30 protein-coding genes are annotated in these 23,757 nt (G+C 44.6%); 27 read left to right on the top strand and 3 right to left on the bottom strand.

Annotated features, from left to right (window positions below; translation table 11 throughout):
- Nucleotides 1-56: 56 nt before the first annotated feature.
- The 6 genes from QF041_RS12285 to QF041_RS12260 all read left to right on the top strand — a co-directional run bounded on the left by QF041_RS12285 (nt 57) and on the right by QF041_RS12260 (nt 3,578).
- A complete protein-coding gene (locus tag QF041_RS12285; protein WP_307414384.1) occupies nt 57-833 on the top strand; it encodes a Cof-type HAD-IIB family hydrolase in 777 nt (258 codons plus the stop codon).
- A gap of 109 nt (nt 834-942) precedes the next feature.
- Nucleotides 943-1,113, top strand: a complete 171-nt coding sequence (locus tag QF041_RS12280; RefSeq protein WP_094030640.1) for a YHYH domain-containing protein — start codon at nt 943-945, stop codon at nt 1,111-1,113.
- 94 nt (nt 1,114-1,207) lie between these two features.
- On the top strand, nt 1,208-1,669 hold the full coding sequence (locus QF041_RS12275) for a GNAT family N-acetyltransferase (RefSeq protein ID WP_307414383.1): 462 nt from the start codon (nt 1,208-1,210) through the stop codon (nt 1,667-1,669).
- Nucleotides 1,656-2,318, top strand: a complete 663-nt coding sequence (locus QF041_RS12270; RefSeq protein WP_307414382.1) for an HAD family hydrolase — start codon at nt 1,656-1,658, stop codon at nt 2,316-2,318. Before QF041_RS12275 ends, QF041_RS12270 begins: the two co-directional genes overlap by 14 nt.
- A gap of 77 nt (nt 2,319-2,395) precedes the next feature.
- The gene (locus QF041_RS12265) at nt 2,396-2,920 is read left to right on the top strand and encodes an NUDIX domain-containing protein (protein WP_307414381.1); all 525 of its coding nucleotides are present in this window, start codon (nt 2,396-2,398) and stop codon (nt 2,918-2,920) included.
- Nucleotides 2,907-3,578 (top strand): DUF3298 and DUF4163 domain-containing protein, encoded by a 672-nt coding sequence (locus QF041_RS12260; protein ID WP_307414380.1) that lies wholly within the window; start codon nt 2,907-2,909, stop codon nt 3,576-3,578. Before QF041_RS12265 ends, QF041_RS12260 begins: the two co-directional genes overlap by 14 nt.
- Before the next feature lie 298 nt (nt 3,579-3,876).
- Here QF041_RS12260 and QF041_RS12255 read toward each other — a convergent pair whose 3' ends face one another.
- The gene (locus tag QF041_RS12255) at nt 3,877-5,037 is read right to left on the bottom strand and encodes a glycosyltransferase family 4 protein (protein WP_307414379.1); all 1,161 of its coding nucleotides are present in this window, start codon (nt 5,035-5,037) and stop codon (nt 3,877-3,879) included.
- Nucleotides 5,038-5,244: 207 nt separating this feature from the next.
- Between QF041_RS12255 and QF041_RS12250 the strand changes: the two genes are divergently transcribed.
- On the top strand, nt 5,245-5,814 hold the full coding sequence (locus QF041_RS12250; RefSeq protein ID WP_307414378.1) for a DMP19 family protein: 570 nt from the start codon (nt 5,245-5,247) through the stop codon (nt 5,812-5,814).
- Nucleotides 5,815-5,841: 27 nt separating this feature from the next.
- Nucleotides 5,842-6,126, top strand: a complete 285-nt coding sequence (locus QF041_RS12245) for a hypothetical protein (protein ID WP_307414377.1) — start codon at nt 5,842-5,844, stop codon at nt 6,124-6,126.
- A gap of 98 nt (nt 6,127-6,224) precedes the next feature.
- Here QF041_RS12245 and QF041_RS12240 read toward each other — a convergent pair whose 3' ends face one another.
- Nucleotides 6,225-6,998 (bottom strand): sporulation protein, encoded by a 774-nt coding sequence (locus QF041_RS12240; protein WP_307414376.1) that lies wholly within the window; start codon nt 6,996-6,998, stop codon nt 6,225-6,227.
- A gap of 184 nt (nt 6,999-7,182) precedes the next feature.
- Between QF041_RS12240 and QF041_RS12235 the strand changes: the two genes are divergently transcribed.
- The 19 genes from QF041_RS12235 (at nt 7,183) to QF041_RS12145 (ending at nt 22,303) form a co-directional block, all read left to right on the top strand.
- Nucleotides 7,183-7,623, top strand: a complete 441-nt coding sequence (locus QF041_RS12235) for a cupin domain-containing protein (RefSeq protein ID WP_221822753.1) — start codon at nt 7,183-7,185, stop codon at nt 7,621-7,623.
- A gap of 21 nt (nt 7,624-7,644) precedes the next feature.
- A complete protein-coding gene (locus QF041_RS12230) occupies nt 7,645-8,184 on the top strand; it encodes a hypothetical protein (RefSeq protein ID WP_307414375.1) in 540 nt (179 codons plus the stop codon).
- An 8-nt stretch (nt 8,185-8,192) separates the two neighbouring features.
- A complete protein-coding gene (locus QF041_RS12225; protein ID WP_307416954.1) occupies nt 8,193-8,732 on the top strand; it encodes a GNAT family N-acetyltransferase in 540 nt (179 codons plus the stop codon).
- A 48-nt stretch (nt 8,733-8,780) separates the two neighbouring features.
- Entirely contained in the window at nt 8,781-9,305 is a 525-nt protein-coding gene (locus QF041_RS12220; protein WP_307414374.1) for a YfiT family bacillithiol transferase, read from the top strand.
- A 34-nt stretch (nt 9,306-9,339) separates the two neighbouring features.
- Entirely contained in the window at nt 9,340-9,855 is a 516-nt protein-coding gene (locus tag QF041_RS12215) for a GNAT family N-acetyltransferase (protein ID WP_307414373.1), read from the top strand.
- A 131-nt stretch (nt 9,856-9,986) separates the two neighbouring features.
- Complete coding sequence (locus tag QF041_RS12210; RefSeq protein WP_307414372.1) at nt 9,987-10,370, top strand: VOC family protein; 384 nt, start codon at nt 9,987-9,989, stop codon at nt 10,368-10,370.
- A gap of 192 nt (nt 10,371-10,562) precedes the next feature.
- On the top strand, nt 10,563-11,306 hold the full coding sequence (locus tag QF041_RS12205; RefSeq protein WP_373461339.1) for a class I SAM-dependent methyltransferase: 744 nt from the start codon (nt 10,563-10,565) through the stop codon (nt 11,304-11,306).
- A gap of 52 nt (nt 11,307-11,358) precedes the next feature.
- Nucleotides 11,359-12,123 (top strand): SDR family NAD(P)-dependent oxidoreductase, encoded by a 765-nt coding sequence (locus tag QF041_RS12200; protein ID WP_307414370.1) that lies wholly within the window; start codon nt 11,359-11,361, stop codon nt 12,121-12,123.
- Between the two features lie 184 nt (nt 12,124-12,307).
- Nucleotides 12,308-12,997: a response regulator transcription factor gene (locus tag QF041_RS12195; RefSeq protein WP_307414369.1), complete on the top strand. Its 690-nt coding sequence runs from the start codon at nt 12,308-12,310 to the stop codon at nt 12,995-12,997.
- Complete coding sequence (locus QF041_RS12190; protein ID WP_307414368.1) at nt 12,994-13,998, top strand: sensor histidine kinase; 1,005 nt, start codon at nt 12,994-12,996, stop codon at nt 13,996-13,998. Before QF041_RS12195 ends, QF041_RS12190 begins: the two co-directional genes overlap by 4 nt.
- Before the next feature lie 116 nt (nt 13,999-14,114).
- Nucleotides 14,115-14,870 carry an ABC transporter ATP-binding protein gene (locus QF041_RS12185; protein ID WP_169478920.1) on the top strand — a complete coding sequence of 252 codons (756 nt, stop codon included), beginning with the start codon at nt 14,115-14,117 and terminating at the stop codon, nt 14,868-14,870.
- Nucleotides 14,867-16,789: an ABC transporter permease gene (locus QF041_RS12180; protein ID WP_307414367.1), complete on the top strand. Its 1,923-nt coding sequence runs from the start codon at nt 14,867-14,869 to the stop codon at nt 16,787-16,789. The genes QF041_RS12185 and QF041_RS12180 overlap by 4 nt, the downstream gene beginning before the upstream one ends.
- Nucleotides 16,790-16,986: 197 nt before the next feature.
- Entirely contained in the window at nt 16,987-17,532 is a 546-nt protein-coding gene (locus QF041_RS12175; protein ID WP_307414366.1) for a ClbS/DfsB family four-helix bundle protein, read from the top strand.
- Between the two features lie 6 nt (nt 17,533-17,538).
- Entirely contained in the window at nt 17,539-18,069 is a 531-nt protein-coding gene (pgsA, locus tag QF041_RS12170; protein ID WP_036610288.1) for a CDP-diacylglycerol--glycerol-3-phosphate 3-phosphatidyltransferase, read from the top strand.
- Between the two features lie 16 nt (nt 18,070-18,085).
- Nucleotides 18,086-18,511: a GNAT family N-acetyltransferase gene (locus QF041_RS12165; RefSeq protein ID WP_307414365.1), complete on the top strand. Its 426-nt coding sequence runs from the start codon at nt 18,086-18,088 to the stop codon at nt 18,509-18,511.
- Nucleotides 18,512-18,550: 39 nt separating this feature from the next.
- Nucleotides 18,551-18,985, top strand: a complete 435-nt coding sequence (locus tag QF041_RS12160) for a GNAT family N-acetyltransferase (protein WP_307414364.1) — start codon at nt 18,551-18,553, stop codon at nt 18,983-18,985.
- Nucleotides 18,986-19,093: 108 nt separating this feature from the next.
- Entirely contained in the window at nt 19,094-19,516 is a 423-nt protein-coding gene (locus tag QF041_RS12155; protein ID WP_076252533.1) for a hypothetical protein, read from the top strand.
- Nucleotides 19,517-19,692: 176 nt separating this feature from the next.
- On the top strand, nt 19,693-20,913 hold the full coding sequence (locus QF041_RS12150; RefSeq protein WP_307414363.1) for an RtcB family protein: 1,221 nt from the start codon (nt 19,693-19,695) through the stop codon (nt 20,911-20,913).
- Between the two features lie 211 nt (nt 20,914-21,124).
- Nucleotides 21,125-22,303: a DUF4272 domain-containing protein gene (locus tag QF041_RS12145; RefSeq protein WP_307414362.1), complete on the top strand. Its 1,179-nt coding sequence runs from the start codon at nt 21,125-21,127 to the stop codon at nt 22,301-22,303.
- A 119-nt stretch (nt 22,304-22,422) separates the two neighbouring features.
- Here QF041_RS12145 and QF041_RS12140 read toward each other — a convergent pair whose 3' ends face one another.
- Nucleotides 22,423-23,463, bottom strand: coding sequence for a LacI family DNA-binding transcriptional regulator (locus QF041_RS12140; RefSeq protein ID WP_307414361.1), 1,041 nt, complete (start codon nt 23,461-23,463; stop codon nt 22,423-22,425).
- Nucleotides 23,464-23,757: the final 294 nt, after the last annotated feature.

Here is a 23,757-nt window from a genome sequence, read left to right as displayed (position 1 = left end):
AACAAGGTTATTCTGTACTTGCTCTTTTTAATTGAAGACAGAGGAGGAAGAACAATTTGATTAGAGCTGTGTTCTTTGATGTGGATGGTACATTGCTGAGCGAAATAGATCGGAGTTTATCACCGCGTACAGCTGAGTCGATCCGGGATTTGATTCGTAAAGGCGTTCAAGTCGTACTCGTCACAGGCAGGCCCTATAATTTATGCGAAGAATTCAGAAATCTCGGAATCGATACGATCATTTCGGCTAACGGAGCATTGATCAAAGCAGGTGATGAAGTGATACATAAGTCTGTACTTTCAGCACAGATGGTTAGAACATTTAGTGAGTTTGCCGAGTTGCAGGGGCACAGTATTTCATATTTTACAGAGTCATTTGATACGAACGGGTTGTGTACAGCAGATGGTCGTGTTACTGACGCCTTAAGAGATACGCTTGGACTCATGGATTTCCCGCAGAAAATCAACACGTTGGAACAGGACGTATATTGCATTTGTTTATATGCGGATGAAGCGGAGACGGAGAAATTCCAATCCAGATTTCCTTCCCTACGATTCGTGAGATTCCATCCGTATGTAGTGAATGTGCTGGAAGCGAGCGAAGTCAGCAAATCTATAGCCGCAGAGAATGTTCTCGACTACCTGAAGATATCCAGAGAGGACACAATGGCCTTTGGCGATGGGGAGAATGACGTGGATATGCTAGTGTATGCGGGAATCGGAATTGCAATGGGAAATGGCGGAGAACGAATTAAACAAAGCGCCGATTATGTCACACTGCGGGCAAGTGAAGATGGGGTCACCCATGCATTAAAGCAATTTAAGATTTTATGAGAATGGATTGGCTAAAAAGATGAATTATATCCAAATTGTGGATTTTCATGTAGAATGATATAGCACGTATTAAGCCCTAAAGCATAGGGTGTTGATCGAAGGGTGACTTATGAAAAAGGTTGTTATCGTAATCCTGTCTCTTGTCGTACTTGTTGGTGTATCCTCTTCCGCTTATGCTCATCCAGGCAGACTGGATAAGAACGGTGGACATAACTGTTCAGCCAAATCCAAACAAAAGGGTCTGTGCACGGGTTATCACTATCACAAAAAGAAAAAATGATAATGAGCTGTACAAGATAAACCCGGCCATCATTCAATGTATGGTTGGGTTTGCATGTGTACCATTGATTTAAAATGATGGAGGCGGTTACACCATGCAGATACAGGAGATATCGGTATGGAATCATGACGATTTAGTGGCGATGCTGGCCGAAAGCTCCAGTGAGGGGTTCAGACATATCGAGCGATTAATCCATGAATATGAAACAGGAATTAATACATTCGAGCAAGAAGATGAAGCGCTTTTTGAATGCAGAATGCAAGATAAGGTGGTTGGGATCTGCGGTCTGAACAGAGATCCTTATTCTGAAGTGACTGATACCGGAAGAATTCGCAGGCTTTATGTGATGAGAGAATTTCGAAGACATGGGGTTGGGCGCAGGCTGATGGATGCGGTTATTCAAAAAGCGGAAAATCATTACGCTCGACTGGTTCTGTACACGGATCAACCGGTTGCTGGATCTTTTTATCACAACTTGGGATTTAGAGAAGTGACGGGTATGGAGAAGATAACGCATGTACTGGAATTGGGGGAGAAGGAAGATGGATCATATTAAAGCCGTTATTTTTGATTTGGACAATACAATTCTGAACAGAACGATGACCTTTGACGGCTTCGCTCGGAGTTTGATTAAAACCTATTTTGCCCATCTTGAGTCCACGGAGGATATTCTCAAAAGAATCATTGAGCTCGATGAAGATGGTTATAAGGACAAACCCTTTCTGTTCAACGAGTTGCTGCATGAACTGCCTTGGGCAGAGCATCCACCACATGCAGAACTGATGGAGTTCTATGGCAGAGAGTATGTGCGAAGTTCAGTTCTGATGGAACAGGCGCGAGAAGTCGTTCAGCATCTTCGTGGGAAATACCAAACTGGGTTAATCACCAATGGGCAGACCGATATTCAGTATGGAAAAATCGATCAACTCGGTATCCGGGAGGATTACGACCATATTATTGTTTCAGAAGAGGCAGGAGTCAAAAAGCCCGACCCACGCATATTTCAGCTTGCGCTCGATCATTTCGGTCTAAGACCAGAGCAATGCATTTACATTGGCGATCATCCCGTGAACGATATTGAAGGAGCAGCAAGCGTAGGCATGAGCACCATCTGGATGAAGGTCAACCAGCCGTGGCAGGACAGCATTACGTCGGGTCCTTTACATACGATTGAGCATCTAAGTGAGCTAAAGGAATTGCTGTAGAAGGCAGTTATATAGACGAGTAGACTCCTATAATCACAGTCTGGAAAGCGAGGAACATACATATGGAGATTAGACAGATGGCTACAGCGTTTTTGAGCAATGGCTCAGACATGCTGATGATGAAGAAGGCGGGTAACAGATTGTTTGATTTTGAATTCTGGGGTGGCATTGGCGGACATCTGGAACAAGGGGAACTGAACGCACCCATGAGCGCCAGCTATCGGGAGATTGAAGAAGAAACCGGATTCAAGCAAGAAGATGTCGAACACTTTCGTCTTCGGTATATTCTGTTGGAAGTTAACGGTGGTGAGATTTGGCAGCAGTTTGTATATTTCGGAGAGACCACGCATCGACATTTTATGCCCTCGGATGAAGGCGAGTTATTCTGGATACCGCTGGATGAGGTACTAGACTTACATTCGTCTATTCTGATCAAAGCAACGCTCAGGCACTATTTACAACATCCGGGAGCAGAAGACATCTGGATTGGCAACGTTCAGAGCGGAACAGACCTAAAGGGCACTCCACAGGTAATATGGAATAGAATGCAGGAAACGAAATCATTTGAGTCAAAGGGGGTTATCAATAATGTTGAAATATAGAATCGAAAGAAAAAAATTGAGATGGATAAATTACCTGTTGATCACTGTACTGATTGCTATAATTCTTCCGAGTAGTCATGTAGAGGCAGGCAGCACGATTACAGTGAAAACGAAGGTCGAATATTACAAAGGACAGCCATACATACATCTAACAGGTGGAAAGAAATCTGTGACGGATAAGTTGAACAAGACATTTAAACTCCACGCAGTGAAAGCAGCTCGCCTGGACAAAGAAGAAAAGAAATCAAACAAAAATTATTTCTACATCACCATGGCCAGTGTAAAATACAATGCAAAAGAAAAGTTATCTGTGGTATATGAAGATCATGTGTACACTGGCGGAGCACATGGAATGGATGCGACAAATTCATATAACTATGATTTAAGAACGGGGAAAGAACTGAAGCTAAGCGAGTATGTTAAAGATGATACTCAGATGGAGAAGGTAGAGAAATCAATCTCCAACAGTCTATTAGCCATGTATAATGCAGGAGTTTCTATTTTTGAAGAAAATATTTATGATTTTCAGCTTGATCAAACATCTGAATTCTTTTTCTATGATCAAGGGATCGTCATCCGATTCTATCCTTATGAGGTTGCACCCTACGCTAAAGGGTTTGTAGATATCAAAGTCCCGTTCAGTAAATTCAACCAATAGATTGTTTGCAATAAAAGGCATGATTCAGTTCAATGAGATCATGCCTTTTTTCTATATACAATCATTCAAAACACTCTAAATAATTCCAATAACTTCGGCTTCTATCTGTCTACATACCGTGTAAATAGCTTAACCCATTCCAAGAAGGAGGTTTTGTTATGAAACGTATTGGAAACATGTTTCAGGCTGACCGTAGCAGAGTGTAAATGCTATGGCAGCCTGAACGAGCGAACCGGTTTAATTTTGCATAAGGCAGTGGCGGTAGTTATGGGTTGTGGCATAACCTCAAGACAGGTGATTACGCTGTAATAATTCGATCTTTCGTTTTTCTGTTCCGATGTTCTATAGCTTCCTCATAATCCCCGATTAGTGTATCAAAAATATGCTCCCATGACCGCTGCTCAGCCAGGTTTCTGCCTTCCAGTCCCATCATCCTCAATTGGTTCACGTGATTTCCCCAGAGACATATCTCCCGAATCAGTGCATCGGGCTGACCTGGCTCGAATAATACACCATTGCGGTGGTGGGATATCAGATCCTTTACACCTCCGGCATTGGCCGCCACCACAGGGAGTCCTGAAGCCATCGCTTCCAGTACCACATTGCCAAATGTCTCCGTAGAGGAAGGAAACACAAACAGATCTGCCGAAGCATACATAACAGCAAGTTCTTCGCCATGCTTATAGCCTGTAAAGGTGACATTGGATGGGGATTGCAGACGCATTTTGGGGAGAGATGGGCCGTCGCCAACGATAATCCAGTGTACACGGGACTGCATTTCCTGGGGCAGCTGCTGCATGGTAGTCGTGAGCGTAGCGATATCTTTTTCCGGGGCAATGCGTCCAACGTAGAGTAGAATAAGGGGAGCGGTGATGCGGTATCGTTCACGGATATCCGAGCTGCGTTTATCAGGGGAGTACAGGTTGCAATCAATCCCGCGAGACCAAAGTTTCAGACGCTGAATGCCTTGGGTTTGCAGGGTGTTTAACGTTTCCTGCGATGGAGTTAGGGTTGCATCACAGGCACGGTGGAACCACTGGATATACTTCCAGTAGAGAGGAATCATACTTTTCAACCGGTAGTATTCGAGATAACGATCGAAGTGGGTATGGTAGGAGACAACATGCGGAAGATGGTGTTTGAGCGCATACCTCAGACCAAGCAGCCCCATATTAAAAGGTGTGGCGATATGCAGCAGATCGGGTTGAAAGGTCTGTAGCTGCTTGTGAGTGTCTGCTCTGTTGGGTAGAGCAATGCGGCATTCGGGATACAGAAAAAAAGGGATGTTGGCAATCGATCTGACTTGAGTCTCATGGCTTCCTTCAATGACGGAGTTCGGAGTAAACAGCAGATGTTCAATTCTTCTGCGGTTCAGATGGTTACTCAAGCGGTGGAGCGTGCCAGCAACACCATTGGTTTCCGGAAGATAGGTGTCTGTGAACAAGGCCAGGCGCATCATTACCCCTCCCAAGACTCGTGATGCCAAGATCATAACAGCGGAACATTTTCCAGAGGTCAAGTACACGTTAACTTGACGATATTCCCTGTAAAATGACTTCGGAACGAACATGTAAACTTCCGTAAGTTCAACTTATATAGCGTATTCTGCTATGATGTAATAACGTGTCGGCGTATATATAGATAGAGATACAGGAGGCAGAGAAAGATGAACAAGTTACAAAAAGAATTGCAGGAGTTGTTACCACTTGATCAGCTTGAAGAGATGTCAGGTGAAGAAGTGGTGGGGAGTGTTGCGATGGACCTTTACCGGGCTGAATTTGCGACGATTCGAGAAAGTGGGCAGGAACTTCCGCAAGTATTGCGAGATATCATTCTGATCATCGATCTGGATACCGAGCTGTCCATGAACGGGATGACCGGTTTCCTTGAGAATGCCAGCGGACAGTATCTGGGTGAGACGATAGTAGCTATGGAGCGGATCGGCAATGATGCAGATGCCGTGATCCTGAAGAAAATAGAGCAGATGTTGTCTGAAAGCGGCGTAACGCACGGGCAATTACGAGATAATGTGAATGGCCTGTCCGAAGATGACATCACGACAAGCCTGCAAACACACGGGGAACAGATTCATGAGGTATTACAGCAGATTGAACTGGAAGCTGCGAATTTGAGCATGCAATCGGATAACGAAGAAAGCTTTGACCTGCTGTATCAATATGTGGACGAAAATAAAGAACGTTTGAAACAGGAGATGCAGCACGTTTTGTCTAATTGAATTGGGAAGAGGAGGTAAATGACAAGCATGAACAAACGATTAGCGATGGAATCCGTTCTGGTTACCCTGTTATTCATCATTGGTTTTGCAGCTTGGAATGTCGTCCAAGGCATGATTATGACTATGAATTACGTACCTGATCTGATGAACACCGCTTCTTCCGGTAACCCATTGCAATCCAAGGTTGCTTTTGGAACTATTGTTCGGTGGGATACAACATCCATGATCATGGCTGTTGCCGGATTCGTTTTGCTCGCCGCAGTATATTACGGTCTTCGATCAGGAATGGAACGCTGGACACAGCGTTCTTGAAGTATTGTCTTGTGAAACTGAACCAACCAAAAAACCGTCCTCCATCAGACGACGCATCTGATAAAGGACGGTTTTTTTTCGTTAACACAAACTATAGATTAAATATGTTTGGAAATGATCTCTTCCAGTCCTTGAGCGACAGAATGCGCCCCTCGCGCCAGATGTCGTTCATACAGATGCAGGCGGACAAAACTTTCATCCGTGCCCATGGCTTCGGAGAACATTCCACTGAAGCCACGAGCGCGGCGATCGATCTGTAATAGCAGCTCCAGCGAATCGCCCATCGGATAGAACATGACTTCCAGCTCATCCAGATGCCCACGGAACTTGTTTGTTGGTACAAATTCAAATTCCTGTACAAATGGCAGATTGCCACCCAGCTTCGGCGCATAGTCGTTGGTTACTTCACGGAGCTTGAAACCAAGGATATCAATTGCATCGAGCACGGTGTTCATGTCTTTGCTAGGAACAACATGCAGTCTGTCCCGGTCTGAAGGGTCTACAGCGCTTGAAATATCGAGGCCCGTCTCTACCCACACCTCTGCACGATGTAGCGTAATAGGCAGGTTTTCTGGTAAGTCAAATGAGAAGTCTTTCTCCAATTTGGCTCCGGGCTGTAATGTGAAACCTTCGGTGAGTAAATATTTGGATATAACGGCTGTTTCTTTTACTTTGCGATCATCGTGCTCCCGTATGTAATGGGTTTTGATTGAAAGATAGATTCGATCTACGTTCTGTTCCACATCTCCACCTTCAATGTACACAACCCCCGAGATGATTCCTCCAGGCGTGACCTCTGGTGTATGCAATTCTGTATTTACTTTGGCTGCTCCAACACCTACACTGGCTAACATTTTCTTGAAAAATGACATGCGCTCAACCTCCAGATCAGATGGTTTATTATATGGGATACATACGGCTTCGACCTTAATACGGAAGCTGGAAGAGAAGGGTTTCATATTTTAGCAAAGATATATCGCATATCCAAACAGGAGAATCGACTTACCTATGTCGAATGTTTAAATAAAGGGATTATTTGTCAGGAGGTGAAGCCGATTGAACACAGAATTTTCAGAACAGAAATATGGTGAAACGGGTGTCAAAACCAGCTTCGAGCAGATGGCGAACGGGGAACAGAAATATAAAATAATAGCAGAAGATGGCAGTTACTATTGTAGAACCGTTGCCTCTCCCCACGGAGCATGGCAAAACAGTCATGTACATATCAACCTAACGGAGTTTTATGTGGTGCAAACCGGATGGATTGCGTATGCCAGTTATGGAGACGATCAGATGTTTTCCATTCGAGTGATGCGTGAAGGAGAGCACATCATTGTCCAGCCGGGAGTCCACCATAATATATATATGTCTGCACATAGTGCGATACATACAATCAAACATGGATTGAACACCTCCAGTGATTGGACGGCATCACCTGAGTTGGATAGGTTAACTCAATCTTTAACAGAGAAGGAGCTACTCCAGAAGTATGATTAACCAGACGGGAGGATCAGACAGATGCGTAAAAATACAATATTTTGGATTACGGGAATAACGATAATCCTCTTGGTGACTCTGCTCATATACAGCTATGTTATTCCAAGTGTGAGTGCTCAGGATGTTGTGATGGCAGGCACAATCAGGCAGATTGATACGGATGCAGTTGAGGTAGAGTTAGAGATAACGCGAAAAAGAGAAGACAAGGATCAACATATGGTGTATCCCGTTGTGCCTGGATGGGAAGGGGTCACATTCACTGAAGAACAAGATGATGCATGGTACATGCCTTCGTCTGTTGGCAGCTCCTATTTTGATCAAGTCATTCTGGAAAAGTATCTGAAGGCGCAGGGGAAAACCATGAAATCAGCTGATAATCTGATAGGATTTGCGATACCTGATGAGATAGGGAGCTACAAGTTGCGGTTAACGCTCAGATCTTTGGATGGAACGACTCAGCCGCTTGAGAATCCCATGGTGTATTATGTTCACAACGAGCATTTGTTAGGGAAGGATCTGAGTTGGGTTACGGGTGAGAATCTGGAGATCAATAAGGAGTAATGAGAATGATGAATGTATATGAATCGAATGAAATCACCGTACGTTTCTTGGACACAGAAGATGAACAACACCTGGTGAAGTGGCTGTCAGACCCGGAAGTCCTTCAATACTATGAAGGGCGTGATCGGCCGCATGACCTGGAACAGGTGAGAGAGCATTTTTACAATCAGAAAGATGATGCTACCCGCTGTATCGTTGAGTATGGAGGACATCCGATTGGATACATTCAGTTCTATGAGCTTGAGGAAGAAGAGCGAACGGAGTATGGTTATGGAGACACGGATGAGATCATCTATGGAACGGATCAGTTTATTGGTGAGGTAGACTACTGGAATAAAGGCATTGGTACACAGTTGATGCAATCCATGCTGGCTTATCTGATTAATGAAAAACAAGCCCGTAAAGTGGTTATGGACCCTCAATCCTGGAACTTGCGAGCGATATCCTGTTACGAGAAATGTGGTTTCCAAAAGATTAAGCTGTTGGAGAAACATGAGCAGCATGAAGGACAGATGAGAGACTGTTGGCTTATGGAATATGCTCCTTAGATAATACTAAAAGTTATTTTGAATCATACAAACAAGGAGGAATAATGGATGGATGAAAGATTTCCAATAGGACCATTTGTACACACGGGCGAAGTTACGTCTGCACAGAGAGAGCAGTGGATTCGGGACATTGCTGAGTTGCCTGAACGCGCACGAGAAGCAGTAAAGGGACTAAGTGAAGAGCAATTAAGTCTGCCGTATCGAGAAGGTGGATGGATGCTCAAACAGGTCATTCACCACATGGCAGACAGCCATATGAACAGTATGATTCGTTTCAAGTTGGCACTGACAGAGGATACACCAACGATTCGGCCTTATTATGAAGAGCGCTGGGCTGAATTGAGTGATTCAAGAGACCTGGATGTCGAATTCTCGCTTCAGATTCTGGATGCCCTCCATCGTCGTTGGGTGTTTCTGTTAAACGCGTTGACAGATGCAGATTATGCCAAACAGTTTTATCATCCCTCATCGGAAGAAACGACAAGACTGGATTACAATCTGGGCATGTATGCTTGGCATGGCAAACACCATGTTGCTCACATCACATCGCTTCGGGATAGACTGGGAATATAGCTAGGAGAAATATCTTTTTAAGGAGGATTCATCAATGAGTGTACATATCAGACTGTTAAATGAGAGCGATCCTGTAATCATATCAAAGGCGTTTCAAGAGCAGGGTTGGGGGAGATTCGCTGAGCAGTATCTTCATTACTTGGCTGAACAACAGAATGGGGAACGCGTAACCTTGGTAGCCGAGTTGAATGGAGAATTTGCGGGATACGTGAATGTATTGTGGGATTCCGGCTACCCGTCTTTCAGGGAACAAGGCATTCCCGAAATTAACGATTTTAATGTGCTGATGAAGTTCCAGCGCCAAGGTATTGGTTCACGGTTGATGGACCGAGCAGAGGAAGTTATTCTGGAACGAACGGATGTAGCAGGCATTGGTGTAGGTGTGTTTTCCGATTATGGCAAAGCGCAAGTTCTATATGCCCATCGCGGGTACATACCAGACGGTCACGGTGTACACAAACATGATCATTACATTCAGCCGGGTGAAGAAACGATTATGGACGACGATGTTGTACTTTATCTTACGAAGAAGTTAAAAGCCACGCAATAAGTCTAATGTGTAGTTAGTACTTGCAAAGAAAGATGATCAAAAAAGCTGTCTTGCATGTTATACTCTATTGGAATTTGAGGAATGATAAGCAGGATGTTAAGAGATTAGATGATCAGAGGAGTGATTGATCCATGTTTAGCAAAGTCGGCCAGGTTATGTTGTATGTCAATAATCAAGATGAATCACTGGCTTTTTGGACCGAAGTCGCTGGATTCCACATTGTGGATGAAGTAAACCTTGACGAGGGCATGAGATGGATTGAGATTGCGCCTACCCCAGACTCGCAGACAAGCATTATACTCCATGACAAAGAGTTCGTGGCGCGGATGTCAGCAGGTGTAAATCTGGGCACACCTTCGTTAATGTTCTTCACCGAAAATCTGGATCAGTTATATGCCGACTTGGCTGGTAAACATGTAACGGTCGGAGAGATTGTCGAGATGCCAACGGGGCGTGTCTTCAACTTTGCTGATAACGAAGGAAATTACTTTGCAGTCTTGGAACGGGCCAAGTAAATTCAACACAAACCCCAACGATTGTAAGCGATCGACATCCATGTCGGTCGTTTTTTTTGTTGGGAAAAAGCTTATGTTTTTAAGTAGAAAAGCACAAGAAAAATAGAGAACTACTGGGTAAAAATGTTATAATAGAGTGTGGCTGATTTAATGAAAATGACGAGGAATGAATAGTCGAAAATGAAGGTTTGAATGGAGCAGTTAAGGAGGAATGTGGTTGTGGAAAAGACGATTAAAAGTGTACAGGATCTATATGATATGCTCGATGCGGATTTCAGATCTGCCAAGCAGTTTTGGGAACCTTTCTATGAGGATCGGAACAGACCAATCCCCTTTTTCCCAAACAAACAGGATGAGAATCTGGTAGCGCATGTGAACGAAGGTGTGCTGAGCGGCGGCAAGGCACTGGAACTGGGGTGTGGCCCGGGCAGAAATGCGTTGTATTTAACCCGCCAAGGATATCAGGTAGATGCTTATGATCTTTCGGAGACAGCTATTGCTTGGGCTAAAGAGAGGGCGGCAGAGGAGCAACTGGATGTGCATTTTGAATGTCGATCTGTGTTCGAATTGTCCCCAGAGCAAGAATATGATCTTGTCTACGACTCGGGTTGTCTGCACCATCTGTTGCCACATCAGCGCATTCCCTACATAGAGATGATCCACAATGCACTCCGGCCTGGAGGATACTTTGGAATGACTTGTTTTGCTCCTGGTTTTGGCGATATTGGTGGGCCTGAGATCGTTATGAATGATTGGCAGGTGTATCAAGAGAAGTCGATGCGCGGTGGTCTTGCGTTCACGGAGGAGAAGCTTCGCTACATGCTGGAAGATGGCTTTGAATGTGTGGAGTTCCGTGCAATGAAGTCGCTGGAGCAACATGAACCGTATTTTGGTGTACCTTTTCTCTGGGCCACGTTGTGGAGAAAGAAAAACTAGTAAGAATAGTGAAATAAACATGCATTGAAAATAGAGGAGGAGTGGTATCGGAATGGGAACAGAAACAGGAAAAAGACACTTTATCATTACAGGCACATCCAAAGGGATCGGTTTACAACTTGCAGAGTTATTATTGGCTAAGGGGGATTACGTTTACGGTATTTCACGCGGGGGTTCGGATCTGTCGGAATCAAGCGAGGAATGGAGCGGGCGTTACCGCCATGTTCAGTATGATCTTGCCGACCTGAATGGGATCGATGATTTGATTACACGCATATTGGACCAAATACCTTCTCAGGAAGCTGAATTCATTGGACTCATTAATAATGCAGCGATGCTGGAGCCTCTAAAACCTATCGATCAATGCAGTGCGGCAGAGATAAGTCAGAGTCTTAACATCAGCCTCGCAGCACCAATGATATTAAGTTCCTCTTTTATTCAACAAACAAATCATCTGTCCGCCAGACGTAAAATTGTCAATCTCTCATCGGGTTCGGGAAGTTATCCCGCGCCTTCAATGGCAGTGTACTGTACATCCAAGGCAGGTATGAACATGTTCACCCAATGCGTATCTTTGGAGCAAACGGGCCAACAGAACCCTGTTGAGATTATTGCTTTTGATCCGGGGATGGTAGATACGGAATTGCAGGCTGTTGCACGAGGCAAAAGTGCAGAGGAGTTCGCTCTTGCAGGTATGTTCAATCAAGTATATGAAGCAGGACAATTAAGATCGCCACGAGACGTAGCGATGCAGTTGATCGAGCGGATGGACGAAAACAGTGATGCAAGCCATGTTATACACACTGTTGAGAGCTAATATGATATATGTATTTCGGATCGTTTTCTTTACGAAGTATGGATACCTTTTGATATAAGCCCAACTTCCCTGTACACTGGAATCAGCGATCGGAAGTACGATTCGTAACGGTAAAGGTGATTCTGCAACAACGGAGTCTGATTACCTTATTCAACCTTAGAAGATCAGAAACGTGGTGAATCTCTTGTTTAAAATTATGCTCATTGAAGACGACGAATCGTTATTCAGTGAAATCAAGGAACGTTTGTCCCAATGGTCGTATGATGTGTATGGTGTGCAGGATTTTGGCAAGGTATTGCAGGAGTACAGCGTAATTCAGCCGCAACTGGTCATTATTGATATTCAGTTACCCCAATATGACGGGTTCCACTGGTGCCGGATCATTCGTTCGCACTCCAATGTGCCGATTATCTTTTTGTCCTCACGGGATCATCCTGCGGATATGGTTATGTCCATGCATTTGGGGGCAGACGATTTTATCCAGAAGCCTTTTCACTTCGATGTATTAATTGCCAAGATCCAAGCGACTTTGCGGAGGGTGTACAACTATAATACAGAGCATATTGAACTCCGAACCTGGCGTGGTGCTGCTATTGAGTATGTGAAAAATACACTGACCTGCGGGGATGAATCTGTTCTGTTAACCAAAAATGAGATGTTCATCCTTAAAGTGCTGGTCGAGCACAAAAATCAGATTGTTACCCGTGAGGACCTCATCCGGAGCTTGTGGGATCACGAGCATTTTGTGAGTGACAACACGCTGACGGTTAACGTTAATCGGTTACGGAAGAAACTTGAACCCATCGGCTTGGAGCAGTACATTGAAACCAAAGTAGGTCAGGGATACATGGCAACGGAAGAGGCAGAAGCATGATCGGAAAGTACATACGAGAAAGGGCTAGTTGGTTATGGCTACTGGTAAGCATGCAACTTATTATTTTATTGGTGGCCTACCTGGACTCGTCCATTCCATTCCAATCTGTGGTGTATATCGTAGGACTGAATGTAGTGGTATGCCTTGTTTTTATCTGGGCGAGATACCTGAAAGAGACCCGTTTCTATAAAAAGTTGAGCATCTGGGATCATACCTATGATCTGAGAGAACTTGATATCGCCGAAAGTCCATATGAGCAGATTGTACATGAGGCGGTCAGTTCCCAGACACAGCGGTATCGTAAGGAGTCGTCACATCATTTTATCGCTCTGGAACAGGAGAAGGACGAGATGTTATCCTGGATTCATGAGGTGAAGACCCCACTGACTGCGTTGCAACTGATGATCGAGCGCTTGCCAAACGACAAGTTACAGAGCCAAATGACATATGAATGGTTACGAATTCATCAGTTGCTGGATCAGCAGCTTCATCAGAAGCGTATTCCGTTCATGCATAATGATTTGTTCATCGAAGAGACGGAACTTGAACCGGTATTGAATAGTGAGATACGAGCACTGAAATCGTGGTGCATTTCCAAAGGCATTGGCTTTGATGTGTCTTTAATGGTATCGCGCGTGCTCACTGACAGCAAATGGTTAGGCTTCATCCTCCGGCAGTTGTTGAGCAATGCGGTGAAATATAGCGATTCATCGGACATTCTCATTGAAAGTCGGGAACAGGATGGACACATCATACTCATGATTCAGGATCACGGGCGAGGGATTGATACTCAAGATCTGCCGCGTATATTTGATAAAGGATTTACGTCTACCCGAGGCAGAATGGATGGAGCGGCTACCGGGATGGGGCTGTATCTGGTTCGTCAGGTGGTCCAGACGCTTCATATGAACATTCATGTAGAATCTTCTCTTGGCGAGGGCACAACCGTCACACTTACTTTTCCGCGAAAAAACGACATGGTGCATCTTGCAGGCGTGTGACAACAATGTCACATGCTTTTTGGTTTTGTTCGGTGAATCACACGATAACACTGCACATTCCGCCTATGATATAGACATGAGCATTTTGCAGAAGATCTAAGAGGAGTGAGTGAGATATGTGGATACTGGAAGCCAAAAAAATTCATAAAGTCTATGGTAATAAACTGAATAAACAGGAAGTGCTGAAGGGCATTGATCTTGGGGTAAGTAAGGGAGAATTTGTAGGTATTATGGGGCCTTCGGGTTCGGGTAAAACGACGCTGCTTAATGTACTTTCCTCCATTGATCGGGTGAGTCAGGGCACGATTGATATTGAGGGCAAGGAATTCACCGGAATGAAGGAGAAACAGCTGGCTGAGTTCCGCAAACATCATCTGGGCTTTATTTTTCAGGAATATAATCTTCTGGATACGCTGACGGTGAAGGAAAATGTATTATTGCCGCTCTCGATCACGAACATTCCAAAACAGGAGGCACACCGGAAGTTTGAACAGATTGCCCGTGAACTGGGAATCTACGAGTTGAAAGACAAGTATCCATCTGAGATTTCAGGGGGTCAGAAGCAGCGGACTTCGGCAGCACGAGCATTTGTCCACGAGCCGAGTATCATTTTTGCGGATGAGCCGACAGGAGCGCTGGATTCCAAGTCCGCTTCGGATCTGCTCGGCAAGTTAAGTGATATGAACAGTGCACGAAAAGCGACTATTATTATGGTTACCCATGATCCGGTTGCCGCAAGTTATTGCAGCAGAGTGATCTTTATTCGAGACGGTCAGATCTACACCCAGTTGAATAAAGGAGACGAGTCACGGCAATCGTTCTTCAACGATATTATCAAAACCCAAGGCGTATTGGGTGGTGTACAGCAATGAGCTTGAATTATATTATCTTCCGCAATCTCAGGAAAAATCTAAAGAATTATTATCTCTATGTATTTGCGCTTGTGTTCAGTGTGGCCTTGTATTTTTCCTTTGTGACGTTACAGTATGATCCTTCCATGGATGAGGTGGCTGCTTCAACGAAAGGTGCGGCGGCTATAGGCGCATCTTCGGTACTGTTAATCGTCATTGTCGGCATCTTTTTGCTCTATGCCAATACGATCTTTATCAAGCGGCGTAGCAAAGAAATTGGATTATTTCAATTGATCGGATTGACGAAAGGCAGAATTTTTGGCATTTTGAGTGCGGAGAACAGTATCCTTTATTTTGGCTCCATGGCCATCGGTGTGTTAATTGGGTTTCTTGCGTCCAAGCTGGTATTGATGATATTGTTCAAAATTCTCGGTGTGGATGCGATTACGAAACTGTACTTCTCTCCGATGGCACTGATGCAAACGGTGATTGTCTTTACGATAATGTATTTGCTCATCATGCTGATGAATTACACTTTTATCAAGAGACAGAGCATTCTCTCGCTCTTTCGGGTATCGGCCACTTCGGAGCAGCAGGTGCAGAAGATGTCGTTTGGACAGATGATTGTTGGCGTCTTGGGTATTGCTCTGATTGTGTATGGATACTTCATGTCTGCACGGCTGTTCAGTGGTGAGGCAATGGATATGCAGCAGTTGATGTATACGATGATCCTGATTCTCTTCTCGGTTATACTGGGGACATACCTGTTCTATAAGGGTTCGGTAAGTTTTATCTTTAATCTGATTCGCAAAAGTAAAAACGGCTACCTATCCATTCATGAGGTGTTGTCTTTATCTTCAATCATGTTCCGCATGAAATCTAATGCATTGTTGCTCACGATTATTACAACCGTGTCGGCGCTTGCTATTGGCATGCTGTCACTCAGCTACATTTCGTATTATTCGGCAGAGGCTCAGGCGAAGGAAAGCTTGCCAGAGGATTTTTCATTTGCTCAGGTTGAGGTGAAAAATCGCTTTGTAACGGAGTTGGAACACAAACAGATTCCATATGAGGAGAATCATAGACAGCCTATTTATATTGAAATTGATGCTCATGAAGTGATGGATGAGTCCATGACGGAACAGTACCTGTTCAGTAGTGTGTTGAGTGACAATATGGTAGATAACATCGATCTGCAACCAGGTGAAGTGGTCTTCATGGGATACGGAAATGCCATTCAGCAGTTGATTTCCATTCAGGAGACAGGTCCAATCGTCTTGCATGGATTGAAGCGAACGCTAGACCAACAACTGATCGGAACCACTAAACAGGGAGTGCTTCCTTCGTACTACACTGGGGGCACGCCTGTAGCGGTAGTAGATGAAACGGTGTACCAGCAGCTGCGGCAGGACCTCGATCCCGAGCTGCAGAAACCCGAGCGTGACTACTATGGTGTGCGTATTCTGAACGAGAAGCAGGCTGAAGAGGCGTACGCCGTATATAAGAAGCTGGAGTTGGAAGCACCGAGTTTCTCCCAGATTGAGTTCAGAAATAACCAACGTAACAATATGGGACTGATTATGTTCATTGTTGGTTTCCTTGGTTTGACGTTCTTGATTACATCGGGATGTATCCTGTACTTTAAACAAATGAATGAGAGTGAAGAGGAGAAGGGCAATTATACCATTCTTCGTAAACTTGGATTTACACAAAGCAATCTGTTGAGGGGAATTCAGATCAAGCAGTTGTTTAACTTTGGTATTCCACTTGTGGTGGGATTGAGTCATAGTTACTTTGCCGTGAAATCAGGTTGGTTTTTCTTTGGTACGGAGCTGGCGACACCTACGGTCATTGTCATGATAGTCTATACATTGTTATATTCGATCTTTGGTCTGTTGTCTGTGTGGTACTATAAACGGGTGATTAAGGAAGCTTTGTAGAATTGGGATCAGGAGATGCTGATATAGCAAAATAGGTTGAGTAAAGGGCAGCTGTATTGTTTACAGACTGCTCTTTTTTCTTTTTCTAAGTATAATGCCTCATAAAAAAAAGGATGATTATGGAATTGAGTCGAAATGATGATAGAGTCCATGCTTCTGATTTATGTATAACGGTGAAACGAGGGGAGTGGAGTAGCGTGCCTGGAATTCTATATGCCTCGAAGAAAGAATTAAGTGAGACGATTCGACGCACCTATGTATTGTTTGAGGGTGAATTCAATGACATCCATAACAGTGACAAAGATAAGTGGGTCGAAGGTGTGGACAAGACTCCTGCCCAGATGATTGCCTACCAGTTAGGATGGATGAACCTGGTGATGGATTGGGAGCGAAATGAACAGTTGAGACATGAATGTCATATGCCTGCACCAGGGTATAAATGGAACCAATTGGGGCCGTTAAATGAATCATTTTACGAAAAGTATTCAGGTTATACGCTGGAGGAGCTGCGTTCTTTGTTTCGGGAGACAGAACAAAAGTGGCAGAACTGGATTGACTCACTGAGTGAAGAAGAGTTATTTGTGCAAGGGATGAGACAGTGGACGGGTACCAAACCCGGATGGGCTATGGTGAAGTGGATCCAGATTAATTCGGTAGCCCCTTTTAAATCTTTTCGGACCCGAATTCGTAAATGGAAAAAAGGTCAGTTAGCCAACATGGATGAGAGGAGTGGAGATATCTAATGTCTAATGAATCTGGCAAATAAAATCACGTTGGCTAGAATCGCGTTGATTCCATTGTTTATGATCTGTTTTCTCAATCAGCAAAGCGTGATGATTGCACTAATTATATTTGCAGTAGCGGCAGGTACGGATAAATTAGATGGATATGTGGCGAGAAAATATAATCAGATCACGAATCTGGGAAAGTTGCTTGATCCACTGGCGGATAAACTGTTGATTGCGGTAGCGCTGGTCATGATGGTTCAGGAGAATATGATCAGTTCATGGATTGCTGTAATCATTATAGGACGTGAAATTGTCATTACTGCATTACGAATGGTAGCCACAGAACAGGGCATTGCTCTTGCAGCGGATCGGTATGGTAAGATCAAAATGGTGCTTCAGGTGGCAGCGATCATTGCCATTTTGTTGAACAATGTTCCGTTTAGTTTGCTGACTGATATCAGAGTGGATGTGGCATTACTATGGGTTGCAACAGGCGTTACTCTCTTATCCGGAATGAATTACATTATCGTAAATTATAAACTGTTGAGATAAAAGGAGTGATTAGGAGATGTCTAAAGGAAATATAACCCCAAGTACCGAGCAAGATTCAGAGTATGTTCGCCAGCAATTAGTAGCATACAATGCGACCCATGTGAGTGAGGAATTAAGGCATCGGTACGAAGAACTGAATTTCAATATCAAAAATGAGACTGGCGAGATTGTTGCAGGTGTGCTTAGTACACTTTGCTGGAACTGGCTGGAGGTTGATATTCTTTGGGTGGATTCTGAACAACGGCATCGGGGATATGGTTCACAGTTGTTGCTTGAAGTTGAGCGAATTGCGCGAGAGAAATCTTGTGATTTTGTCATGTTGAACACTTTCTCCTATCAAGCACCGGAATTTTACAAGAAACATGGCTACCAATTGATCACAACGATCGAGAATGCACCGACCGGACACAGTCATTATTATTTTAAGAAGGACCTTACTTAAGACAAAGCATGCGAAATAGGAAAAATCAGGAGGGTTATAATGGTTACCATTAAAGGAATCGAACTTGAAGATTTACCGGCACTAAGCCAGCTATACAATGAGTTGATGGGAATGCCTACTAATGAGCAGCAGATGAAAAAGATGTTTCATTACATACAACAGAATGGTCATTATCATGTGCTTGGGGCATTTTACAATGGCAAGCTGGTCGGGTCCGTTATGGGGGTTGAGTGTATGGATCTGGTGGGGCCATGCAAACCGTTCATGGTTGTGGAGAATGTGATTGTATCGGATCAGGTACGCAGGCAGGGCATTGGGCAGAGGTTAATGCTCCAGATTGAACGAATTGCAAAAGATCTGGGTTGTGGTTACATGATTCTGGTGTCTGGCGATCAGCGTAAGGAAGCACATATATTTTATGAGAAGTTAGGTTTCAAGGATGAGAAGGTTCAGGGTTACCGGAAGCATCTTTAACAGACAGTTCAAGAGAAAATTTCTTACACAAGTGGAAGGATTACTTAAGGAACACGGCGAATAAGGCATAGTCTTAACAAAAGAAACGAATAAGAGGGAGGCACTCTCGTGTTCAAAAAATGGGCTAATGTTTTCATGGTTCTGAGCCTGGTATTCGCCGTATGTTCCCCAACCTCCTATGCTGCCGCCAAAACGGTTAAGGTAACCGTGACGCTGGTGAGCGCAGAACTTGTCGAGAATAACTCTGTCGGTAATGAGTGGGCCATCGGAGCAAGTGTGAACGGCAAAGATCTGGAGGAGGGTTCGTCAGTCACTTTAAACCTGAAATCCACGGGTACGTTGAAACTGGAGGCCATCGCCGAAGAACAGGACAAAATTCCCGATTACGGGGATAAAAGCGCCAACGTCAAACTATCTTCGTTCTCCAAATCAACCAACAAGACACTTTCCGTGGTGGTGACCGAGAACAGAGGCCGATATTCTGGTAACACAGCGACTTGGGCGTTCAAGTTTAAGATTAGCAAGAAGTGAATAGGAACCAACCGTGAGAAAAGGGAGCCTAGCTCTCTTTTTTTTATGCGCAGATAATGGTGAACTGAAGGAAGACGACGTTTCGAGCAACGCTGATCTTTGTTAAACTAATGAGAACAACAGTATAAAAATAAAAGATGTATGCTCAAAAAAATACATAGGAGGTTAACACAATCATGCGGATCGTAGATAACATTAAAGTCTGGGGGGAGCCGCTGGAGAACGCCGTAAGTCAGGCGGTGACTTGCTCGCAATATGGAGATGTATTAGGTGTGGCTCTGATGGCCGACCATCACAAAGGTTACTCGCAACCCATCGGTGGTGTTGTTGCTTATCGGAATATGATCAGTCCGTCAGGTGTCGGATATGATATTGCCTGTGGCAATAAGGCTGTGCGTACAAATCTGATGTGGGAAGATATTCGGGATCAGATTGTAACGATCATGGATGACATCAATTCGACCATTTCTTTCGGCGTGGGTCGTAACAATCCAACACCCGTGGATCATGAGCTGTTCGACAACGCGAGCTGGAAGCTGTTTGATACCATTGAACCGGGATTACAACATAAGCTGAAGACACTTGCACGCAACCAACTCGGAACCGTAGGCAGTGGCAATCATTTCGTGGATATTTTTGTAGAAGAGGCAACGGGAAAGGTGTGGATCGCGAATCATTTTGGCAGCCGCGGGTTCGGTCATAAAGTGGCGAGTGGATTCCTTAACCTTGCTGCAGGACGTCAGTTCAGTGGCAAAGCTCCTGGCGAATCGATGGATCAACCGCCTACGTTGTTTGACCTGAACAGCGAAATGGGTGATATGTATTGGGATGGAATGACTTTGGCGGGCCGATACGCCTATGCAGGACGCGACTATGTTATTGAACAGGTGCTCGGAATTCTGGGAGCAAGTGCTGAATACGCCGTTCATAACCATCACAACTTTGCCTGGAAGGAACAACACATGGGTGAAGAGGTAGTTGTGGTCCGCAAAGGTGCAACGCCACTGGCACCCGGGCAACTCGGTTTTGTTGGAGGCAGTATGGGTGATATCTCGGTAATTGTGGAGGGGATCCACAGCGAGGAGAATACCGAATCATTCCGCAGCACCGTACATGGGGCAGGGCGCACGATGAGCCGAACCCAAGCGGCTGGCAAAATGAATTACAAGCTGCGCACACGCATGGGCGGCGAGATTAGCGAAGCACAGATGCATGAGGCGATTCGTACCTATGGTGTCGAACTGCGGGGAGCGGGCACAGACGAAAGTCCGTTTGTGTACAAGAAACTACAAGACGTGCTGAACGCACATGCGAATACGCTGAAAATCAACCATGTGCTGCGTCCTGTTGGTGTCGCCATGGCCGGAGGTAATGAATTCGATCCATACAAGGATTAGTCATATATGTTCAACTGAACATTTACACGATAACGGAGAGGGCAGAAATAACTTGAAGAAGCGGAGCGTTCACCTTTATCACCGGATTTTCCCTTTCCAAAAAAAAGGAATAAAAAAATCTGGGGATAACAGCGATCGGAAAGTTATTCTGCCATCGGAGTGCCAGTGTAAATATTCATTAGTTGAACTATATATAGAGAGGGTGAACTTCATGAGAAATTGTGCGATATATAGCTCTCAGTTTGACCTGGATCAGCTGTTTGAAGTGATTCAATCCATCTATCCCGAGGATACGATTAAAGGCCGGGAAGGCAAAACCCATATTCAAGTGACTCAGAAAAAATGGCTCAGTAAGAAGACCAAAGGCTTTAATATCATGACCAGCCAGACACATCCTGAGGAATTTACGACAATGATTCAGGGGATGCTTGGATTTTTAAGTCAGATTGAGGGGCGCAATGCTTCGCTCCAGGAAAAGGTATTGATCAAATGTTCCACATTGAACATGGTGGTTGGTATTGAGACGGAAGAGGACATATCGGAAGAATTCTTCGGCGAATTGTTGCGTTTGGCTGATGCGCTGGATGCCGTCATCTTCTGGGGAGGTGGATCTCTGCTGAACGCACAAGGCCAGTTATTGCTGGATGTGAATGGAGAATCCGAAGTGGAGGATTACACGGTGACAGCGCACACCAGTTTCCTTGACGGTAACAGACCTCAGTCGGAGTCTGGCATTCAACGTAAAGCACGTTCAGAGCAACTGTTGACTGAACAAGGCATTCCGTATAATGCGCACTTGCCCGCAAGGGCCGGAGATGAGCACACCACGATTCGGAGTAAAGAGGAAGTTGCGCGCCGTGCGGTTGCCCTATGTCTTGCCGCGCTTAAGGGTGAGTGTCTGGGAGCCGGCGAAAGTGCGGATGATACCGCAGCACTGGTTCAGGAAGTGATCGACAAGTATGAGGCTGACTCCTTTTTCTCACCCGTAGAGAAGAGGTTTATCGACCAGCACGGAGCAGAGCAGCAGGAGATTATTTCCTTCTCCTGGGGATATGAAGCGTACCACGTGATGTTGTGGGCGCTTGGTTATGTGAAGGAGCTGGGCGCACCAATGGAGTTATGTAACGTAGGGAAGGATGTCGGTTATTTGCACCAGAAGGATAGTTTTACCGACTTTCTCTCCGATGCATCTCTGCGTAGCAAGAGCGAGATTCTGGATGAAGCAGATCTGATCTACCGTTACAACTGGGTATGTGTGGATAGTCGGGTAAATGACAGAACGCCTCCCGCTGGTTTGAATGGCGGGGTGGCCTATGAACGTCACCGTGCATTGAACTGGCTAATCTGTTACCTGGATCAGGCGTGGGATGATGTGCGTACAGATACGTAGAACGGGATGATGTGACGGCCTATTGTAAATAAACAATAAACATTACACAACATACAACAATCCAAATACCCCTATAGCCGCACAAATACGGTTAAAGGGGTATTTGATATTTTGTCATATTACCCACTATGCCTGCCGAACTGTTCACGAATAATGACGTCAGCAAGAATCAACTTTTTCTCGACGTTGCTCTCTGGATTCGCAATGCGCCATAACATCTGATCCACTGCACGCGCACCGAGCAACTCCTTGCTCACATTAACTGTAGCCAGTAATGGGATATTGTCGTATAGATTATCAAATCCCGTGACAACACACTGATCGGGTACACGAATACCCATACTCTCAAGGGCTTCTATGGTGTATAGCCCATAGAAATCATTCGCACATACAAACACTTCAGGCAGGTTATCCTCACTGATCACCGAAGTGAACGTCTGGCGGAACTCATCCAATGCCTGATTACTCAGCTCGGGAATCTGATGTATTTCCATCCCATGACCCATAAGCACAGAAGTATAAGCAATCCAGCGTTCATAGAAGCTATGAGCATCCCCGATATTGCCAACGAACTGGAATGTTTTGAAGCCCTTGCGGAGCAAATAGAGCATGATCTCGCGCATGGATGCAAAGTTATCGGTGAATATGCTGTCACTGTGAAAAACAGGGTCCAGATGATCGACCATCACAACCGGAATACTGAGCCGTTTGATTTCAAGCAGAATCGGGGTAGAGATCGAGCCAACGGTAATGATTCCTCGAATGGCATCCGGGTTGAGCAGGGTAAATAGCTGGTCTGCTGAGGGTTCCGTCAAGGTCAGAATATTAATCCCTTTTTGGTTCAGCTTGGAAGAGATCCCGTTAAAGACGGGGCCCCAGTATACGGAGTCTTGATTTTGGTACCGAACATTGGGGAACAAAATCAAGATCGTTCCGCTTGAACGTGTGTTCTTCGTTTCCTGAATTTCATGGTTGTTATACAGTTCACCAGACAACATGCTGTTATCTTTGAAATATCCAAGTTTGCCAGCGGCCTTGAGAATGACATCCCTCGTTTGATCGCTAACTCCCGATTTTCCAGACAAAGCTCGTGACACCGCGAATTTCGACAAACCCGTAAAATGTGCAATCTCCTGAATTGTTACCTTTGTCTTCATCATACCATCCTTACACTCGTAGTTCTGCCGTATTCCTTATTTGGAGCGATATCCAACTGGTTCTAGTATAACATGATGTATTTCTCTTAATCTAATAACGGATAGAGAATTCAAAATGTTAGTGATTCGCAGCATTTTACGATAGCCATCCAACGTGAAGGTAAGCACATTTTCAGATAGTATGACGAATTTTGTCTCAGAAATTATTATTTTGTTATTTAAATAAAATAACAAATGATTGAAATGTAGTGCTGATTATAACAAGTGTGTACTTAGGAACTGGCTTGGTGAATAAGC

The sequence above is a fragment of the Paenibacillus sp. W2I17 genome (assembly GCF_030815985.1).
GTDB lineage: Bacteria > Bacillota > Bacilli > Paenibacillales > Paenibacillaceae > Paenibacillus.
Note: the sequence above shows the minus strand (reverse complement) of the source record. Positions and strands in the feature narration are given on the sequence as shown.